This window comes from Nitrobacter sp. (genome assembly GCF_051535215.1).
In the GTDB taxonomy this organism is placed as follows: domain Bacteria; phylum Pseudomonadota; class Alphaproteobacteria; order Rhizobiales; family Xanthobacteraceae; genus Nitrobacter.
Window position 1 is genome coordinate 103509 of record NZ_JBPPLY010000009.1, and the last position, 15467, is coordinate 118975.

Annotated in this window: 16 protein-coding genes; 12 read left to right on the forward strand and 4 right to left on the reverse strand. The window is 62.8% G+C overall.

What is annotated here, in order from left to right; all coding sequences use genetic code 11:
* Nucleotides 1–11 precede the first annotated feature (11 nt).
* A complete protein-coding gene (locus tag ACS3WB_RS10905; protein ID WP_438275581.1) occupies nucleotides 12–380 on the forward strand; it encodes a hypothetical protein in 369 nt (122 codons plus the stop codon).
* A gap of 42 nt (nucleotides 381–422) precedes the next feature.
* On the opposite strand, the gene ACS3WB_RS10910 is transcribed toward ACS3WB_RS10905, so the two are convergent.
* Nucleotides 423–1433 carry a polyprenyl synthetase family protein gene (locus tag ACS3WB_RS10910; RefSeq protein WP_438275582.1) on the reverse strand — a complete coding sequence of 337 codons (1011 nt, stop codon included), beginning with the start codon at nucleotides 1431–1433 and terminating at the stop codon, nucleotides 423–425.
* Between the two features lie 154 nt (nucleotides 1434–1587).
* On the opposite strand from ACS3WB_RS10910, the gene ACS3WB_RS10915 reads away from it, so the two are divergent.
* The 6 genes from ACS3WB_RS10915 to glyS all read left to right on the forward strand — a co-directional run bounded on the left by ACS3WB_RS10915 (nucleotide 1588) and on the right by glyS (nucleotide 7355).
* Nucleotides 1588–1824 (forward strand): putative signal transducing protein, encoded by a 237-nt coding sequence (locus tag ACS3WB_RS10915; RefSeq protein ID WP_438275613.1) that lies wholly within the window; start codon nucleotides 1588–1590, stop codon nucleotides 1822–1824.
* Entirely contained in the window at nucleotides 1821–2570 is a 750-nt protein-coding gene (locus ACS3WB_RS10920) for a tRNA1(Val) (adenine(37)-N6)-methyltransferase (protein WP_438275583.1), read from the forward strand. Before ACS3WB_RS10915 ends, ACS3WB_RS10920 begins: the two co-directional genes overlap by 4 nt.
* A 170-nt stretch (nucleotides 2571–2740) precedes the next feature.
* Nucleotides 2741–3610 carry a S49 family peptidase gene (locus ACS3WB_RS10925; RefSeq protein ID WP_438275584.1) on the forward strand — a complete coding sequence of 290 codons (870 nt, stop codon included), beginning with the start codon at nucleotides 2741–2743 and terminating at the stop codon, nucleotides 3608–3610.
* A gap of 118 nt (nucleotides 3611–3728) precedes the next feature.
* On the forward strand, nucleotides 3729–3917 hold the full coding sequence (locus tag ACS3WB_RS10930) for a hypothetical protein (protein ID WP_438275585.1): 189 nt from the start codon (nucleotides 3729–3731) through the stop codon (nucleotides 3915–3917).
* 236 nt (nucleotides 3918–4153) lie between these two features.
* Entirely contained in the window at nucleotides 4154–5098 is a 945-nt protein-coding gene (locus ACS3WB_RS10935; protein ID WP_438275586.1) for a glycine--tRNA ligase subunit alpha, read from the forward strand.
* A 4-nt stretch (nucleotides 5099–5102) separates the two neighbouring features.
* Nucleotides 5103–7355, forward strand: a complete 2253-nt coding sequence (gene glyS, locus ACS3WB_RS10940) for a glycine--tRNA ligase subunit beta (protein ID WP_438275587.1) — start codon at nucleotides 5103–5105, stop codon at nucleotides 7353–7355.
* Between the two features lie 175 nt (nucleotides 7356–7530).
* Here the strand turns inward: glyS and ACS3WB_RS10945 are convergent, their stop codons facing one another.
* Nucleotides 7531–7935, reverse strand: coding sequence for a DUF1236 domain-containing protein (locus ACS3WB_RS10945; RefSeq protein ID WP_438275588.1), 405 nt, complete (start codon nucleotides 7933–7935; stop codon nucleotides 7531–7533).
* Nucleotides 7936–8169: 234 nt separating this feature from the next.
* Here ACS3WB_RS10945 and ACS3WB_RS10950 point away from each other — a divergent pair, with 234 nt between their 5' ends.
* Both ACS3WB_RS10950 and ACS3WB_RS10955 read left to right on the forward strand, forming a co-directional pair.
* Nucleotides 8170–8325: a DUF3096 domain-containing protein gene (locus ACS3WB_RS10950; protein ID WP_292620409.1), complete on the forward strand. Its 156-nt coding sequence runs from the start codon at nucleotides 8170–8172 to the stop codon at nucleotides 8323–8325.
* A gap of 299 nt (nucleotides 8326–8624) precedes the next feature.
* A complete protein-coding gene (locus ACS3WB_RS10955) occupies nucleotides 8625–9308 on the forward strand; it encodes a TetR/AcrR family transcriptional regulator (protein ID WP_438275589.1) in 684 nt (227 codons plus the stop codon).
* 140 nt (nucleotides 9309–9448) lie between these two features.
* Here ACS3WB_RS10955 and ACS3WB_RS10960 read toward each other — a convergent pair whose 3' ends face one another.
* A complete protein-coding gene (locus ACS3WB_RS10960) occupies nucleotides 9449–9844 on the reverse strand; it encodes a c-type cytochrome (protein WP_438275590.1) in 396 nt (131 codons plus the stop codon).
* Between the two features lie 409 nt (nucleotides 9845–10253).
* Here ACS3WB_RS10960 and ACS3WB_RS10965 point away from each other — a divergent pair, with 409 nt between their 5' ends.
* The 3 genes from ACS3WB_RS10965 (at nucleotide 10254) to glcF (ending at nucleotide 14548) form a co-directional block, all read left to right on the forward strand.
* Nucleotides 10254–11747: an FAD-linked oxidase C-terminal domain-containing protein gene (locus tag ACS3WB_RS10965; RefSeq protein WP_438275591.1), complete on the forward strand. Its 1494-nt coding sequence runs from the start codon at nucleotides 10254–10256 to the stop codon at nucleotides 11745–11747.
* A 246-nt stretch (nucleotides 11748–11993) separates the two neighbouring features.
* The gene (locus tag ACS3WB_RS10970; RefSeq protein WP_438275592.1) at nucleotides 11994–13235 is read left to right on the forward strand and encodes an FAD-binding protein; all 1242 of its coding nucleotides are present in this window, start codon (nucleotides 11994–11996) and stop codon (nucleotides 13233–13235) included.
* Nucleotides 13232–14548, forward strand: a complete 1317-nt coding sequence (gene glcF / locus ACS3WB_RS10975; protein ID WP_438275593.1) for a glycolate oxidase subunit GlcF — start codon at nucleotides 13232–13234, stop codon at nucleotides 14546–14548. The genes ACS3WB_RS10970 and glcF overlap by 4 nt, the downstream gene beginning before the upstream one ends.
* On the opposite strand, the gene ACS3WB_RS10980 is transcribed toward glcF, so the two are convergent.
* On the reverse strand, nucleotides 14433–14915 hold the full coding sequence (locus ACS3WB_RS10980) for a hypothetical protein (protein ID WP_438275594.1): 483 nt from the start codon (nucleotides 14913–14915) through the stop codon (nucleotides 14433–14435). The genes glcF and ACS3WB_RS10980 overlap by 116 nt on opposite strands.
* Nucleotides 14916–15467 lie beyond the last annotated feature (552 nt).

Genomic DNA, 15467 nt, shown 5'->3' on the forward strand with positions numbered 1-15467 from the left:
GAGGATAGAAAATGCGCTACGCGATCGCTATCACCTCGGCGGCATGCGGGGGACTGATGTGGGCGTTCACTGCAGGCGCCTTTGCGAAACCCGCACAACCTGCGCCCGCCTCGCCCCAAAGGGCCGTCCAGGCGCCAAAACCGCCTCAGCGCTGCCTGCGCGCACTCGATGGCAGCTGTACCAAACTGGCGGTCGTCGAATCCGTGCGGCGGCGTGCGATAATTTTCTCGACGTTGCGCGTGTCCTATTACGGCACCCCGGCGGGAACGATACCGGGAGGCATCGGGATCGAGCGTTTCTTCCGCGATGATCCCATCCTGTTCGGGCTGCCGACGGTCGTTTACGGTCCGGGACCCTGCTGTATCCTGCGAACCAGATGATCACGCGGAGAAAAGCCCTCTGCTTTCATCCTGTCCGACGGTTCAGTGCGACCGCGCAAGGCAGAACGCTACGACCTGCTCCAGCGCGCTCTTCATCGGCGACGGCGGAAACAGCGCCAGCGCATCGACCGCCATCGCGCCGTAGTGCTGGGCGCGGTTGAGGGTATCCTCGAGCGCGCGATGCTTGGTCATCAATCCGATGGCGTGATTGAGATCGTTGTCGCCGATCTCGCCTTCCTCGAGCGCTCGCACCCAGAATTCGCGCTCGGTATCGTTGCCGCGGCGGAACGCCAGCACCACCGGCAGCGTGATCTTGCCCTCGCGGAAATCGTCGCCGACGTTCTTGCCGAGCTTTGCCGACTTGCCTCCGTAATCGAGCACGTCGTCGACGAGCTGGAAGGCGATCCCGAGGTTCATGCCGAAGGAGGCCGCCGCCGTCTCTTCGGCTTTCGGACGTCCGCCAAGTACCGGGCCCACTTCGCAGGCGGCGGCGAACAGCTCGGCGGTCTTGCCACGAATGACCGCGAGGTATTCATCTTCGGTGGTGGCGGTGTTCTTCGCCGCCGCGAGCTGCATGACCTCGCCTTCGGCAATGGTGGCGGCAGCCGATGACAGGATGTCGAGCGCGCGCAGCGAGCCGACTTCGACCATCATGCGAAACGCCTGCCCGAGCAGGAAGTCGCCGACCAGAACGCTGGCTTCGTTGCCCCACACCATGCGCGCCGACAGCTTGCCGCGGCGCAGTTCGCTCTCGTCGACCACGTCGTCGTGGAGCAGGGTCGCGGTGTGCATGAATTCCACGGAGGCTGCGAGCTTGACGTGACCCTCGCCGGAATAGCCGGCGAGGTGGGCCATCGCCAGCGTCAGCATCGGGCGCAGCCGTTTGCCGCCGGACGAGATCAGGTGGTTCGCGACCTCCGGGATCATCGTGACGTCCGATCCGGTCCGCGACAGGATGGTGGCGTTGACGCGTTCCATGTCGGCGGCGACGAGCTCGACGAGCTGGTCAACGGAGCCTGTCGAGTGGCTTTCGAATGGGACAATGACCGCCAAGCTGGGGATCTCCGAATTACTCTGTCCGCGCCATTTGCGGCTGTTACAATAGAAAGTGGCGGTTGGCGCGGCAAGCGCAGGTAGTTGTTGACATGTAGCGGTTGACATGGGCCACAGGGCCGTGAAGCTGCGCGAGGCGCGGGAGAATGCGGGATTGCGCGAACTGGTCCGAACCAACGACGTGGTGCTGGTGTCGGCGGTCAGCGCGCTGCTGGATGGCGCCGACCTCCATTACCTGGTGCTGGACCAGAACATGAGCGTGATCGAGGGGTCGCTCGGCATCCTGCCGCGCCGCATTCTGGTGCATGACGAGGACAACGCCGAGGCACGCCGGCTTCTCGTCGAAGCGGGGCTGGGCCACGAATTGCGGCCCGACGATGCCGGACGATGACCGGCGCACGATCTGAGGATGCATTTCTTGGCGGTCGGTTGCGGCTGTACCAGCCCTTGTCCGGCCATCGCGCCGGCCACGACGCGATGCTTCTGGCCGCTGCGACGCCGGGCAAAAGCGGCGATCATGTCGTTGATTTCGGAGCGGGCGTCGGCGCGGCCGGGCTCGCGGTGGCGACGCGCCTTGCCGGCATCGATCTGACGCTGGTCGAACGCGACGAAATCCTCGCCGATCTGGCGCGCCGCAACGCGGTTCACAACGCGATCGCGGCGCGGGTCTGCACCCTCGATATCGCAGCCGGAGCGGAGGCTTTCGCAGGCGCCGGTCTCGGTCCCGACAGCGCCGACGTGGTGCTGATGAATCCTCCGTTCAACGATTCGGAGCGGCATCGGCCATCGCCAGATGAGAACCGTCGCGCGGCCCATGTCGCGGAGCCCGTCACGCTCGACAGTTGGGTCCATGCGGCTCGTCGGGTGCTGAAATCCGGCGGTGTGCTCAGTCTGATCTGGCGCAGCGACGGTCTGGCCGAGGTGTTGGCCGTGCTCGGTCGCGGCTTCGGCGGTGTCGCGATTCGGCCTGTTCATCCGGATGCCGGCAAGCCTGCGATCCGCATCCTGGTTCGTGCTGTCAAAGGGAGCCGCGCGCCGCTCAGGCTTTGTCCGGGTTTGATGCTCGCCGACGAGACGGGCCTGCCGAGCAAGGAGAGCCGCGAGATTTTGGCCGGCGCGCAGGTCTTGGCGATGTGACGGCAGATGAGCCGTTGTGCACGGCGCTCGCGCATCCTTTGCGGCCGTTTGAAGCAGATGTGAGGTAAAAGGCTTTGAGAAGACTACCGATAATCATCTCAGCTGCATACATCCTTGTGTAACTTCCGGCGGTTGCATGGTGCAGAACCGCCGGAGCGCAAGGAGCCGGCATGAGAGCAGCGCTGATGAAACTGATTCCCACGCGATGGCGTCCCGGCACCACGGTTGTGCCGGTGGTGCGATTGTCCGGCGTGATCGGCGCCGTCACGCCGCTCCGGCCAGGCATGACGCTTGGGGGCGTCGCCAAGACGCTTGAGCGGGCGTTCGCTGTGAACGACGCCAAAGCGGTGGCGGTGGTGATCAATTCGCCGGGCGGCTCGCCAGTGCAGTCGCGCCAGATTTACCTGCGCATCCGGCAGCTCGCAGAGGAGAAAAAGCTTCCTGTGCTGATGTTTGTCGAGGATGTCGCAGCCTCGGGCGGCTACATGATCGCCTGCGCGGGCGACGAAATCTTCTGCGATCCGTCCTCGATCCTCGGTTCGATCGGCGTGGTCGGCAGCAGCTTTGGCTTTACCGAGCTGATCAAGAAGATCGGCGTCGAACGCAGGCTCTATACGTCGGGTGAACACAAGGCGACGCTCGATCCGTTCCTCCCCGAAAATCCCGACGACGTGGCTCGCCTGAAGGCGATACAGCGCGAGATTCACGGCACCTTCATCGAACTGGTCAAGGCAAGCCGCGGGGCGCGGCTGAAAGGCACGGACGATCTTCTGTTCACGGGCGAATACTGGGCGGGAGAGCGCGCGGTCGCGCTCGGCCTGGCGGACGCGATCGGCGATCTGCGTTCGACGTTGCGGGCGCGGTTTGGCGACAAGGTCGTGACTCCGCTGATCGCGCCATCGAGCGGTTTCCTGGCGGGGCTGCTCGGCCGCAAGCCGGGAGCCGGAACCCTGGCCGCGCTCGATGGAATCGCGGGGATGCCTGACGACCTGATTTCCGCGCTGGAAACCCGGGCGATTTGGGCCAAATTCGGCTTTTAGAGGCTGCCGCGCCGAAATTCGGCGCTATTTGGTGATGAAACAGCGATTGCGGGAACGATCAGGTTGGGCGAGAATATAGCCGAATGGGGGTCCGACAACGAAGGAAGAGGATCGACCGATGCCGCCGCTGATTGCACTTGCAGCTACCCTCGGTGGACTAGTCGCGTTCCGCTGGCTCTACAACACCGCCAAGCGGATCAATCAGGAGCTTGACGAGGCGCGGATGGCCCGTGTTGCAGAGCCGGCGCGCCGCGATATTCCGACCCTGCGGCGCGATTCCCGCACCGGTGCCTACCGGCCCGACTGACACGACTGAGACGGGCGCGCGAACGGCCTTGCCGTTCGCCTGACCCCGTTAAGAATAGCAGGCGCCCATGCCTCTCTGGTCCCGGCGGCAAGTCCGGCGGCCCGGGCTGCACGGGTCGTGCCGCCATTAGCTGGAATGTCGGCCGTTTTCGTTAACCGTTGTCCCGCCATCGCTTGATTTGGGTTTCCGCGGCCGATACGGTCGCCGCGCTTTCACCCGAATCTCCGACAAGTCCGATGGATACCCTGCCTCCGCACATGCGCCCGGAACGCTCGTTCCAGGGCTTGATCCTGACCCTGCAACGCTACTGGGCGGACTATGGCTGCGTGATTTTGCAGCCCTATGACATGGAGGTGGGGGCGGGCACCTTCCATCCCGCGACCACGCTTCGCGCGCTGGGGCCGAAACGCTGGAATGCGGCCTATGTGCAGCCCTCGCGCCGTCCCAAGGACGGCCGCTACGGCGAGAATCCCAACCGCCTGCAGCACTATTATCAGTTTCAGGTGATCCTCAAGCCGTCGCCGCCGGACATCCAGGACCTCTATCTGAAATCGCTGGCCGCGATCGGCGTCGACAGCGCGCTACACGACATCCGCTTTGTCGAGGACGATTGGGAAAGCCCGACGCTGGGGGCGTGGGGTTTGGGGTGGGAGTGCTGGTGCGACGGCATGGAAGTCAGCCAGTTCACCTATTTCCAGCAGGTGGCGGGCGTCGAATGCGCTCCGGTGGCGGGCGAACTCACCTACGGGCTGGAGCGGCTGGCGATGTTCGTGCAGGGCGTCGACCGCGTCTACGATCTCAATTTCAACGGCCGCGAGGGCGCCGACAAGGTGAGCTACGGCGATGTGTTCCTGCAGGCCGAGCAGGAATATTCGCGGCATAACTTCGAGCACTCCGATACCGCGATGCTGTTCGAGCAGTTTAGGATGGCCGAAAGCGCGTGCAAAACATATCTCGATGCCGGCTGGCAGGACGATCCGAAGCAGCCCGGCAAGCATGAGGCGCACCTGATGGCGCTGCCGGCCTACGACCAGTGCATCAAGGCGAGCCACGTCTTCAATCTGCTCGACGCGCGCGGCGTAATCTCGGTGACCGAGCGGCAAAGCTACATCCTGCGCGTGCGCGACTTGGCGAAGGCCTGCGGCGAGGCGTGGCTCCATACCGACGCGGGCGGCGTCTAAGCGAATGCCCGATCTTCTGTTCGAACTTTTCTCCGAGGAAATTCCCGCGCGCATGCAGGCGAAGGCGGCGGACGACCTGCGCAGGATGGTCACCGACAAGCTCGTCGCCGAGGGTCTTGTTTATGAGGGCGCGAAAGCCTTCGTCACGCCGCGTCGCCTCGCGCTCACCGTGCATGGCATTCCCGCGCGTCAGCCCGATCTCAAGGATGAGCGCAAGGGACCGAAGGTCGGCGCGCCCGACGCCGCCGTGCAGGGCTTTTTGAAAGCCGCGGGGCTGAAGTCGCTGGACGAAGCCAAAATCCAGCGCGATCCGAAGAAAGGCGATTTCTACGTCGCGCTGATCGAGAAGCAGGGACGGCCCGCGATCGAGGTGCTGGCGGAACTCCTTCCGGTGATCGTGCGCACTTTCCCATGGCCGAAGCAGATGCGCTGGGGCGAGCGTTCGGCCAGGCCCGGCGCGCTGACATGGGTGCGGCCGCTGCATTCGATCGTTGCTACCTTCGGCATGGAGACTGAGGAGCCGGACGTGGTGCCGTTCGACGTCGCCGGCATCACAGCGGGGCAGGTGACGCGCGGTCACAGGTTCATGGCGCCGGACGAATTCAGCGTGCGGCGCTTTGAGGATTACGAAGCGAAATTGCAGGCGGCGAAGGTCGTGCTCGATCCGCAGCGACGCAAGGACATCATCCTCGCCGACGCGAAAGAACTGGCGTTCGCGCAAGGCTATGAGCTGATCGAGGATCAGGCGCTGCTTGACGAGGTCGCGGGCCTCGTCGAATGGCCGGTGGTGCTGATGGGTTCGTTCGACAAGGAATTTTTGTCGATACCGGGCGAGGTGATCCGCGCCACCATCCGCAACAACCAGAAGTGTTTTGTCGTCAACGATCCAAAGACCAGTAAGCTCGCCAACAAATTCATTCTCGTCGCCAACATCGAGGCGAGTGACGGCGGCAAGGCGATCGTCGCCGGCAACGAGCGCGTCATCCGCGCGCGGCTGTCGGATGCGAAGTTCTTCTACGAGACCGACCTGAAGACGAAGCTGGAAGACCGGCTGCCGAAGTTCGAGCAAATCGTGTTTCATGAAAAGCTCGGCACCCAGGCCGAGCGGATCGCGCGCATCGAACGTCTGGCCGCCGAGATCGCGCCGCTGGTCGGTGCTGATGTCGAGAAAGCGAAGCGTGCGGCGCGTTTGTGCAAGGCCGATTTGTTGACCGAAGTCGTCGGCGAATTTCCCGAACTGCAGGGCCTGATGGGAAAATACTACGCGCTTGCACAGGGCGAGGATGCGTCCGTCGCCGCGGCGTGCGAGGAGCACTACAAGCCGCAGGGACCGAACGACCGCGTGCCAAGCGATCCTGTTTCCATTGCAGTCGCGCTCGCCGACAAGATCGACACGCTGGTCGGTTTTTGGGCGATTGATGAAAAGCCCACGGGCAGCAAGGATCCCTATGCGCTGCGACGCGCGGCGCTGGGGGTGATCAGGCTAATACTGGAAAATAATCTTCGAATAAATTGGTTAAGAAAATTGCCTGCCGTTGCAACTGCGAAGCTTCTTGTCGATTTGAGGTTTATGCAGTTGACCGAACAGCATCATCAGCTCAAAAAACTTGAAGCAATAGGATTTGACAGTCAGACTATTCAGCAACTCGAGCAATTTTTAGTACAAGAAGCTGGGCGTGATGCTGCGATCAAATTCGCCGATGCGACGGCTAATTTTGCGTGGGAACTATTTAATAATCTTCTCGCCTTCTTCGCCGATCGTCTGAAAGTCCAGCTCCGCGAGCAGGGCGCGCGGCACGATCTTGTCGATGCGGTGTTTGCCTTAGAAAGACAAGACGATTTGCTGATGATCGTCCGCCGCGTCGAGGCACTCGGAAAATTCCTCGACACCGATGACGGCAAGAACCTGCTCGCCGGGACGAAGCGCGCGTCGAACATCCTTGCCATCGAGGAGAAGAAGGACAAGCGCACGTTCGATGGTGCACCGGATGCATCGCTTTACAGGCTCGACGAAGAGAAGGCGCTGGCCAAGGCCATCGATCAGGCAAAGGTTGAAGCAAGCGCTGCTGTCGCCAAGGAAGATTTCGCAGCCGCCATGGCTGCGATGGCGAAACTGCGGCCGGCGGTCGATGCCTTCTTCGACAGGGTAAAGGTCAACGACGACGACCCTGATATCCGTGAGAATCGCCTGAAGCTGCTCAACGAAATTCGCGCCGCGACACGCACGGTCGCCGATTTCTCCAGGATTCAGGATTGACGTTGCAACCGTGCCCGCGCCCCTCGCGGTAAACCGGAAACCCCGTCCCTGGAGGTGACGGGACGGGGCCCCGGCTGCCCGCGTGGCGGCGGCTCCGATCGTGCCGCTGTTGTCACGCGAACTGACCTTGAAAACCGACCGCGCCTTCGCCCGCGACGGGAGCGGTCCCGGAAGCTCAGTCGACCACCTGCATGATGCGGCGCGTGCGCGGCTCGATCAGAACGGTTTCGCCATTCACGACGGTGTAGCGATAGGGCGTCGCGCCGAAACGCTGTGGCACGTCGTAGAGGGTTATGCCTTCGTCAGCCAGGACCGCGCCGATGACGATGTTTTGCGGAACGGTGTAAGAGGGGATGCGCTCGGTCACGACGTATTCGCGAAACGCCGGAAGTTGCTCCTCGACAATCCTGCCATTGGCATCGACTTCGACCGGCTGGGTAACGACCATCTCAGTCGACGGCGCAGCGCCGACCGTGACGCCTTGCGCGTGAGCAGCGAGCGTCGTGCCAAGTAGCGTCGCACCAAGTGTCGTGCCGAGTACAGTCGCAAGTGCGGCAACAGCCGCAGCGGTATGTCTCATGATCGACCTCCTTTGCAGAGCCGAATGCGCGCAGCCGAGGCGCACAGTCGGGTTGTCATGCCAATTCATCCTGCCTGCTAACGTTCCCCTCTTCAGCTTGGCATTTCTGCGGCGATTTTCGGCAATGTCACAAATGAGGCGGAACCCCAGATCGACCGCAGCCGCTATCATGAAGCTAGCGCGGCAGATAAGGTTTTCCGCGATTCGCAAATCGCATCAGTGGAGATTCTCTCAATGGTCATCACGGCAGCGCATATCCAGCCCATCGTGGCATTGATCGCAGGCATCCTGATCCTGTTGATGCCGCGCTTCCTCAATTTCGTCATTGCCATCTATCTCATCTTCGTCGGCCTCCAGGGCCTCGGCGTGTTGAAGATGCTTCACCTCTGATGCTTGGGATGGCCACTCGCACGCTTTAGCGGAGCGCGTCGCATTCGAGGGATACGCAGGCGGGTTGCGCGTCCGATCAGGTTCGACCGCTGCTCGTGATAACGATCGCGAAAAGCGATCCGAATGTCCTTGCCTTCCGACATGAACAGGTATTCAGTCCTTCAGTCGTCAAGAACGGCTGTGTCCGCCAGAGCATGATCCCGAAAAGCGGGAACTGGTTTTTATCATGCTCAACCGGAGGGATAGATTAGCGTCCCATTCAACGCGGTTGAACCGGACGCTAAGGACATGAAACGCGCATGGTGTACCGGCGGACCCAGCAGGTCGTGAAGCGCCTCGCCGCGCGTCGCCGCGCCATTTTGACGGCGGCGCGGGATACGGCCAGCAGCGGCGGCATGGCAGCGGTGCAGATCGCACCGGTCGCGGTTCGCGCCAACGTCGCCGCCGGCACGGTCTATCGTTATTTTCCCTCGAAGGCGGATCTGATTTCAGAACTGATAAAGGAAGTTTCGCGCGACGAACTGGCGGCGATAAGCACCGCCGCCGAGGCAGCGCCGGGGCCGTCCTCGGCGCTCGCTGCCGCGCTCGCGACCGTTGCGGTGCACATGGTGTCGCACCGTAAACTGGCGTGGGGCATTCTGGCGGAGCCGATCGATGTCGATGTGGCGGTGACGCGTCTGGCAAGCCGCCGCGAGATCGCCGGCGAGATCGAGAAGCGCATCATCGCCGCCGTGCGGGCCGGACATCTGCCGGCGCAGGATACGTCGCTGGCTGCGACCGCTCTGCTTGGCGCACTGCAGGAATCGCTTGTCGGTCCGCTGACACCCGACAACCTCGATGATCCGGCAAAGCTGCGCGACGTGGTGCAGACCGCCACCTTGCTGGCGTTGCGCGCGGTCGGCGTGACCGATGCACGCGCCCGTGGGCTTGTGGTGCAGGCTGCCCTGCCGACGATGATGCCGGCAGGGGAGCGCGCGGGCTAAAATTCATGGAAGACTTTCCGCTTCTGACGGACTCAGAAGCAAGGCTCCATGATTTTATTTTGACGCATTCCTAGACGCGAACCGTATCCATCCTCGGGTCAAGCCAGAGGACATGCTTCGCTCGAAACGCGACAGGGGCGTTACTTGATCTTGCCGTCCTTGTCGAACTGCGAGACGTAGGCCCAGAGATTGTCGAGTTCGCTCTGCTTGGTGATGCCGGCGAACACCATTTTGACGCCCGGAACCTTGGCCTTGGGATTCTTGATGTATTCCTCGAACTCCGTCTGATTCCAGGTAATACCGGAATTCTTCATGGCGTCCGAATAAGAATAACCTGCTTCGGTACCGGCCTTGCGTCCATCCAGGCCATTGAGGTCAGGTCCGACCTTGTTTGCAGCGCCCGGGCCGATGGCATGACAGGCCATGCACTTGTTGAAGGCGGTCTTTCCGGCTTCTACGTCCGCCGCGGACGAACTGCCTACGCTAGCAAGCGCGAAACCGAGGACGGTCAATGCGGAGATGGCGAACGTTTTCATGGAGACCTCTGAGTTCCTAGTGATGGCTTCAGGCTGAAGCAGGTTGGGATTTACCTTTCCGGAGAGGAAAGGTCGGTGGCTGTATTCTGTAGCACGCAGGTCGTGCGACAACCTTGGATGCGAACCGCAGAATCGAAGGATACCACCGATCTTAGAATGATTCGAGTGTGATTTAGGCGCAAAAAAGGCCATCTGGCGGGCCCGCCGGGTGCGCGGCAGCCGATTCAATATTTTAGCCAGTCGCGCTCCGGGCGCGACCTTATCGCGCAACCATAGCATTCGGCCGAAACCCGAACAATCCTGTTTAACGAGGGGCCGACGATGCTTACACAAGACATAGGAAATGTGGTTGATCCAACGGGTTTGTTGCGACCCGCGATCAGATTCGCAACGCCGGAGCGCCTGCCATATGACCATCATGATGCCCGCATCGGATCAAGCGGTGCTCGATCGCCGAGATGCCATCGTCGCGGACTTGCGCGCGATCGTGCCCGGAGAAGGCGTGATCTCCAGCGCCGCGGAAATGCTGCCGTATGAATCGGACGCCCTGACCGCCTATCGTCAGCCGCCGATGGTGGTGGTTTTGCCGGAAACCACGGAGCAGGTGTCGCGCGTTCTGAAATATTGCTTCGACAACGGCATCAAGGTGGTTCCGCGCGGCTCCGGCACCTCGCTGTCGGGCGGCGCGTTGCCGCTGCAGGATGCGGTGCTGCTGGGACTCGGCAAATTCAAGCGCATCCGCGAGATCGATTTCGACAACCGCGTCGTCGTCACCGCACCCGGCGTCACCAATCTCGCCATCAGCCAGGCGGTGGCCCATGCGGGTTTCTATTACGCGCCCGATCCGTCATCGCAGATCGCCTGCTCGATCGGCGGCAACATCGCGGAGAATTCCGGCGGCGTTCACTGCCTGAAATACGGCATGACCACCAACAACGTGCTCGGCTGCGAACTGGTGCTGATGTCGGGAGAAATCCTGCGGGTCGGCGGCAAGGCGCCGGAGAACGCGGGTTACGACCTGATGGGCATTATCACCGGCTCCGAAGGGCTGCTCGGCGTCGTTACCGAAGTCACGGTTCGTATCCTGAGAAAGCCGGAAACCGCGCGGGCGTTGATGGTCGGCTTCGCGCAGGTCGAAGCAGCCGGCGAGTGTGTCGCGAAGATCATCGGCGCCGGCATCATTCCCGGCGGCATGGAGATGATGGACAAGCCCGCGATCCATGCCGCGGAAGCCTTCGTTCATGCCGGCTATCCGCTCGACGTCGAGGCGCTGCTGATCATCGAGCTCGACGGTTCTTCGATCGAGGTCGATGAACTCATCAGGCGGGTCGAGGCCATCGCGCTGGGTTGCGGATCGACCACCTGCCGGATCTCCGGTTCGGAAGCCGAGCGCGACCTGTTCTGGGCCGGCCGCAAGGCGGCGTTTCCGGCGGTCGGCCGCATCTCGCCGGACTACCTGTGCATGGACGGCACCATTCCGCGCGGCGCGCTGCCGCGGGCGCTCGCCCGCATCCGCGAGCTCAGCGAGAAATACGGCCTCGGCGTCGCCAACGTGTTTCATGCGGGCGACGGCAATCTTCATCCGCTTATTCTTTACGACGCCAACAAGCCGGGAGAGATGGACAAGGCGGAGGCGTTCGGCGCGGAGATCCTACGCTGCTGCGTCGAGCTTGGCGGCGTTCTGACCGGCGAACACGGCGTCGGCATCGAAAAGCGAGACTTGATGCCGCATATGTTCAGCGAGGTCGATCTCGACCAGCAGCAGCGGCTGAAATGCGCGTTCGACCCGCAGGGGCTGCTCAATCCGGGTAAGGTGTTTCCCACGCTGCACCGCTGCGCCGAACTCGGGCGCGTCCACGTCCACCGCGGCAAGCTGGCGTTTCCGGATCTGCCGAGGTTTTGAGGGTGGTAGTTGAGATAGAAGATTGATGAGAAAACTCGGCATTGCATTCGGGCACGAATTGCTCTCTTTCCCCAACAGATCGCGCTTGCGCGATCTGAATCATGGATGGCGCATATCGGGCCGGCCCGACATGCGCCGGGGGAGAGGTGGAGAGGGGGGTAATCCCAGCTCCAGATTTCGTTGCTTACCCCCCTCCCTGACCCTCCCCCACAAGGGGGGAGGGAACACAGCAGTCTGCGGGCAGCCGTGACCGTGCTGCGCATCCGCGACGCCGCCGATGTCGAAGCCGCCGTGCGCGCCGCGATCGCCGACGAACAACCGCTCGAGATCATCGGTCACGGTTCGAAGCGGCCGATCGGCCACGCGATGGCGACCAATGCGGTGCTCGACGTCTCGGCGCTGAATGCGGTGACGTCCTATGAGCCCAACGAACTCATCATCACGGTGCAGGCCGGTGCCGCGCTGGATGAGGTACTGTCGCTGCTCGATTCAAGCAATCAGCAGTTCGCGTTCGAGCCGATGGACACCGCCGCGCTGCTCGATGCTCGCTCCGGCCGCGGCACCATCGGCGGCATGATCGGGGCGGGGCTCGCCGGCCCGCGCCGCATCAAGGCCGGCGGCGCGCGCGATCATCTGCTTGGCGTTCACGCGGTCTCCGGCTTCGGTGACAGTTTCAAGGCTGGCGGCCGGGTGGTGAAGAACGTCACCGGATACGATCTCTGCAAGCTGCTGGCGGGATCGTGGGGCACGCTCGCGGTCATGACAGAGGTGACGCTCAAGGTGATGCCGAAAGCCGAGACGGAACGCACGCTGGTGATGCGCGGTCTCGACGACGTCGCCGCCAACCGGGCGATGACGGCGGCGCTGGGTTCGCCGTACGACGTCTCGGGGGCGGCGCATGTGCCGGGCACGGCTCTCGGGGCCGCGCAGGACGCGCTGGCTAGCCTCACAACCGTGGGAAAGGCAGTAACGCTGTTGCGGCTGGAAGGCATCGCCGCCTCGGTCGCTCACCGCGCCTCGGCGCTCGCAGCCGACCTTGCTTCGTTTGGAACTGCCGAACTCGTCGAAGGCGCGCAGTCGGCGGCTCTGTGGCGCGATATCCGCGACGTCATGCCGTTCGCGGCCGGCGGCGCGTTAGGCGCGTATCCGGTGTGGCGGATCGTCTGTCCGCCGGCGCGAGGCGGTGCGTTCGGTCAGGCGCTGGCGCGCGAGACCGGCGGCGAGGTGATCTACGACTGGGGCGGCGGCTTGATCTGGGCGGCGCTGCCGCCCTCGGTCGATGCTCACGCCTTGGCTCTGCGCCGGGGACTCGCCGCGATCGGCGGCCATGCGACCCTGCTGCGGGCCGACGAGGGAACGCGGCGCGCGGTCGACGTGTTTCATCCGCAGGCGAAAGGCGTCGCTGCATTGTCCGAGCGGGTGCGGCAGAGCTTCGATCCGAAAAGCATTCTCAATCGCGGCAGGCTGACCCGGACCCTGATCTCATGAAAACCGAATTCACGCCCGCGCAACTGGCCGATCCGGATATCGCCGAGGCCGACAAGATCCTGCGCAAATGCGTGCATTGCGGGTTCTGCACGGCGACGTGTCCGACTTATGTGCTGCTTGGCGACGAGCTCGACAGTCCGCGCGGCCGGATTTACCTGATCAAGCAGATGCTCGAAAAGAACGAGCCGCCGACCGCGGAGGTCGTGAAGCACATCGACCGCTGCCTGTCATGCCTCGCCTGCATGACGACCTGTCCCTCAGGCGTCAACTACATGCATCTGGTCGATCAGGCGCGGGTCAAGATCGCGAAGGAGTACGAACGACCGCTTCCCGAACGGCTGCTTCGAATGGTTCTGGCCTATGTGCTGCCGCGGCCGCAACTGTTTCGGGCCAGCATGATCCTGGCGCGCTTCGGCCGGCCCTTCGCGGCGCTGCTGCCGGGCTCGAAAGCCGGTGCGACGACGCCGACGTTCCTGCGCAGAATCAAGGCGATGCTGGCGCTTGCGCCGGCGTCACTGCCGTCTTCCGGAGCGGCCGCCGGCAGTGTGTTCCCGGCGAAGGGTTCGAGGCGCGGCCGCGTCGCGCTGCTGCAAGGCTGCGCCCAGCAGGTGCTGGCGCCGCGTATCAACGAGGCGGCGATCAGCCTGTTGACCCGTCACGGCGTCGAGGTGGTGCTGGTTGCGGACGAGCAGTGTTGCGGCGCGCTGACGCATCACATGGGCGACGACCGGGATGCGCTGGCGCGGGCGCGGGCCAACATCACGGCCTGGCTCCGTGAGGCGGAACGCGGCGGCCTCGATGCCATCGTGGTGACGGCGTCCGGCTGCGGCACAGTCATCAAGGACTACGGTTACCTGTTGCGGCAGGACTGCGATTACGCCGCTCCGGCCGCGAGGGTCTCAGGCCTTGCCAAGGACATCACCGAGTACATCGCGAGCCTCGATTTGCCTGCGCCGCAGAGGCGCAGCGATCTCGTCATCGCCTATCATTCCGCCTGTTCGCTTCAGCACGGGCAGAAAATCACGCAGCTTCCGAAAGATTTGCTTTCCAAGAATGGATTCGTGGTGAAAGATATACCCGAGAGTCATTTGTGTTGCGGTTCGGCGGGGACGTACAACATTCTCCAGCCTGACATTGCGAACAGCTTGCGCAACCGGAAGGTCGCCAATATCGCGAGCGTCAAGCCGGACATGATCGCTACGGGCAATATCGGGTGCATGGTCCAGATTGCCGGTGGAACGTCGGTCCCTGTTGTTCACACGATTGAACTTCTCGATTGGGCGACAGGCGGCCCCCGGCCAGGATTGAATTGATTGCCGGCAACAGGAGGACCACGATGGCTAAGAAATCCAGGAAGGCGAAGAGCGTTAAGGCCAAGAAGAGCAAGAAGAAGGCCGTAGCGACGAAGAGGAAATCGGCGAAGAAAACTGCGAAGAAGTCGGTGAAGACGGCTTCGAAAAAGAAGACGGCGAAGAAGAAATCAGCGAAGAAATCGGCCAAGAAATCGGCCAAGAAATCAGCAAAGAAATCGGCTAGGAAATCCGCGAAGAAGTCTCCGAAGAAAGCCGCCAGGACATCTTCCGGGACATCCGCAAGCAAGCCGGCGGCCAAACGACGGGCTTCGGCGAAAAAGGCCGCAGCCAAGCGAGCCGCGCCACGGCCTGCGTCGACCGCTTCCACGCTGGCCTCGAGTTGGGCGATGCCCGAGCCCGCTGCTCCTTCCTCGTCCCATGGTCACATGGATCATTCGACGGACCATACTCACGGGTCGGGTTCAGGCGAGAGCAACTAGAGGGAGCCGCTTCCGGACTCCATGAGGGGGCGGGAGACGTTACCCTCGGACCAGGCCGAGGGCCTGCTCGAAAGCTGGAGCGTCCCGATTCCGATGTTCGCATGTCGTGCGATGACCCTTGGTGCGAACTTCGGAATCTAAGGGAACACTGGCAAACCTGACTTGAGCCGGGTCGCAGCGTCGCCGCTGCGGCCCTTTTCATTTGCAAGAAAGTCCGGCTCGGAAATCTCGTCCGCCGGTTGCTGGTTCCGTCCGGTGCGATGTGCCCGCGGAAGCGTGGGAGTTGGTTCGCGCCGCTTCGCTCTTGTGAGCGAGACGCCGTGATGCCGACGAACAAAAGTGTTGCAAACAGGCTTCGGCGCACAGATAGGCGGCAAATGCCCGCTATTTCGGCTTCCCGGTTTTCAGCGGGGACCTCATTCTTGGTTAACGAAAAGGAA

Bases quoted from the DNA above. Each gene is read 5' to 3' on its own strand.
- ACS3WB_RS10905 (WP_438275581.1), top strand. From the start codon at position 12: ATGCGCTACGCGATCGCTATCACCTCGGCGGCATGCGGGGGACTGATG.
- ACS3WB_RS10920 (WP_438275583.1), top strand. From the start codon at position 1,821: ATGACCGGCGCACGATCTGAGGATGCATTTCTTGGCGGTCGGTTGCGG.
- ACS3WB_RS10925 (WP_438275584.1), top strand. From the start codon at position 2,741: ATGAGAGCAGCGCTGATGAAACTGATTCCCACGCGATGGCGTCCCGGC.
- ACS3WB_RS10930 (WP_438275585.1), top strand. From the start codon at position 3,729: ATGCCGCCGCTGATTGCACTTGCAGCTACCCTCGGTGGACTAGTCGCG.
- ACS3WB_RS10935 (WP_438275586.1), top strand. From the start codon at position 4,154: ATGGATACCCTGCCTCCGCACATGCGCCCGGAACGCTCGTTCCAGGGC.
- glyS (WP_438275587.1), top strand. From the start codon at position 5,103: ATGCCCGATCTTCTGTTCGAACTTTTCTCCGAGGAAATTCCCGCGCGC.
- ACS3WB_RS10945 (WP_438275588.1), bottom strand. From the start codon at position 7,935: ATGAGACATACCGCTGCGGCTGTTGCCGCACTTGCGACTGTACTCGGC.
- ACS3WB_RS10950 (WP_292620409.1), top strand. From the start codon at position 8,170: ATGGTCATCACGGCAGCGCATATCCAGCCCATCGTGGCATTGATCGCA.
- ACS3WB_RS10955 (WP_438275589.1), top strand. From the start codon at position 8,625: ATGGTGTACCGGCGGACCCAGCAGGTCGTGAAGCGCCTCGCCGCGCGT.
- ACS3WB_RS10960 (WP_438275590.1), bottom strand. From the start codon at position 9,844: ATGAAAACGTTCGCCATCTCCGCATTGACCGTCCTCGGTTTCGCGCTT.
- ACS3WB_RS10965 (WP_438275591.1), top strand. From the start codon at position 10,254: ATGACCATCATGATGCCCGCATCGGATCAAGCGGTGCTCGATCGCCGA.
- glcF (WP_438275593.1), top strand. From the start codon at position 13,232: ATGAAAACCGAATTCACGCCCGCGCAACTGGCCGATCCGGATATCGCC.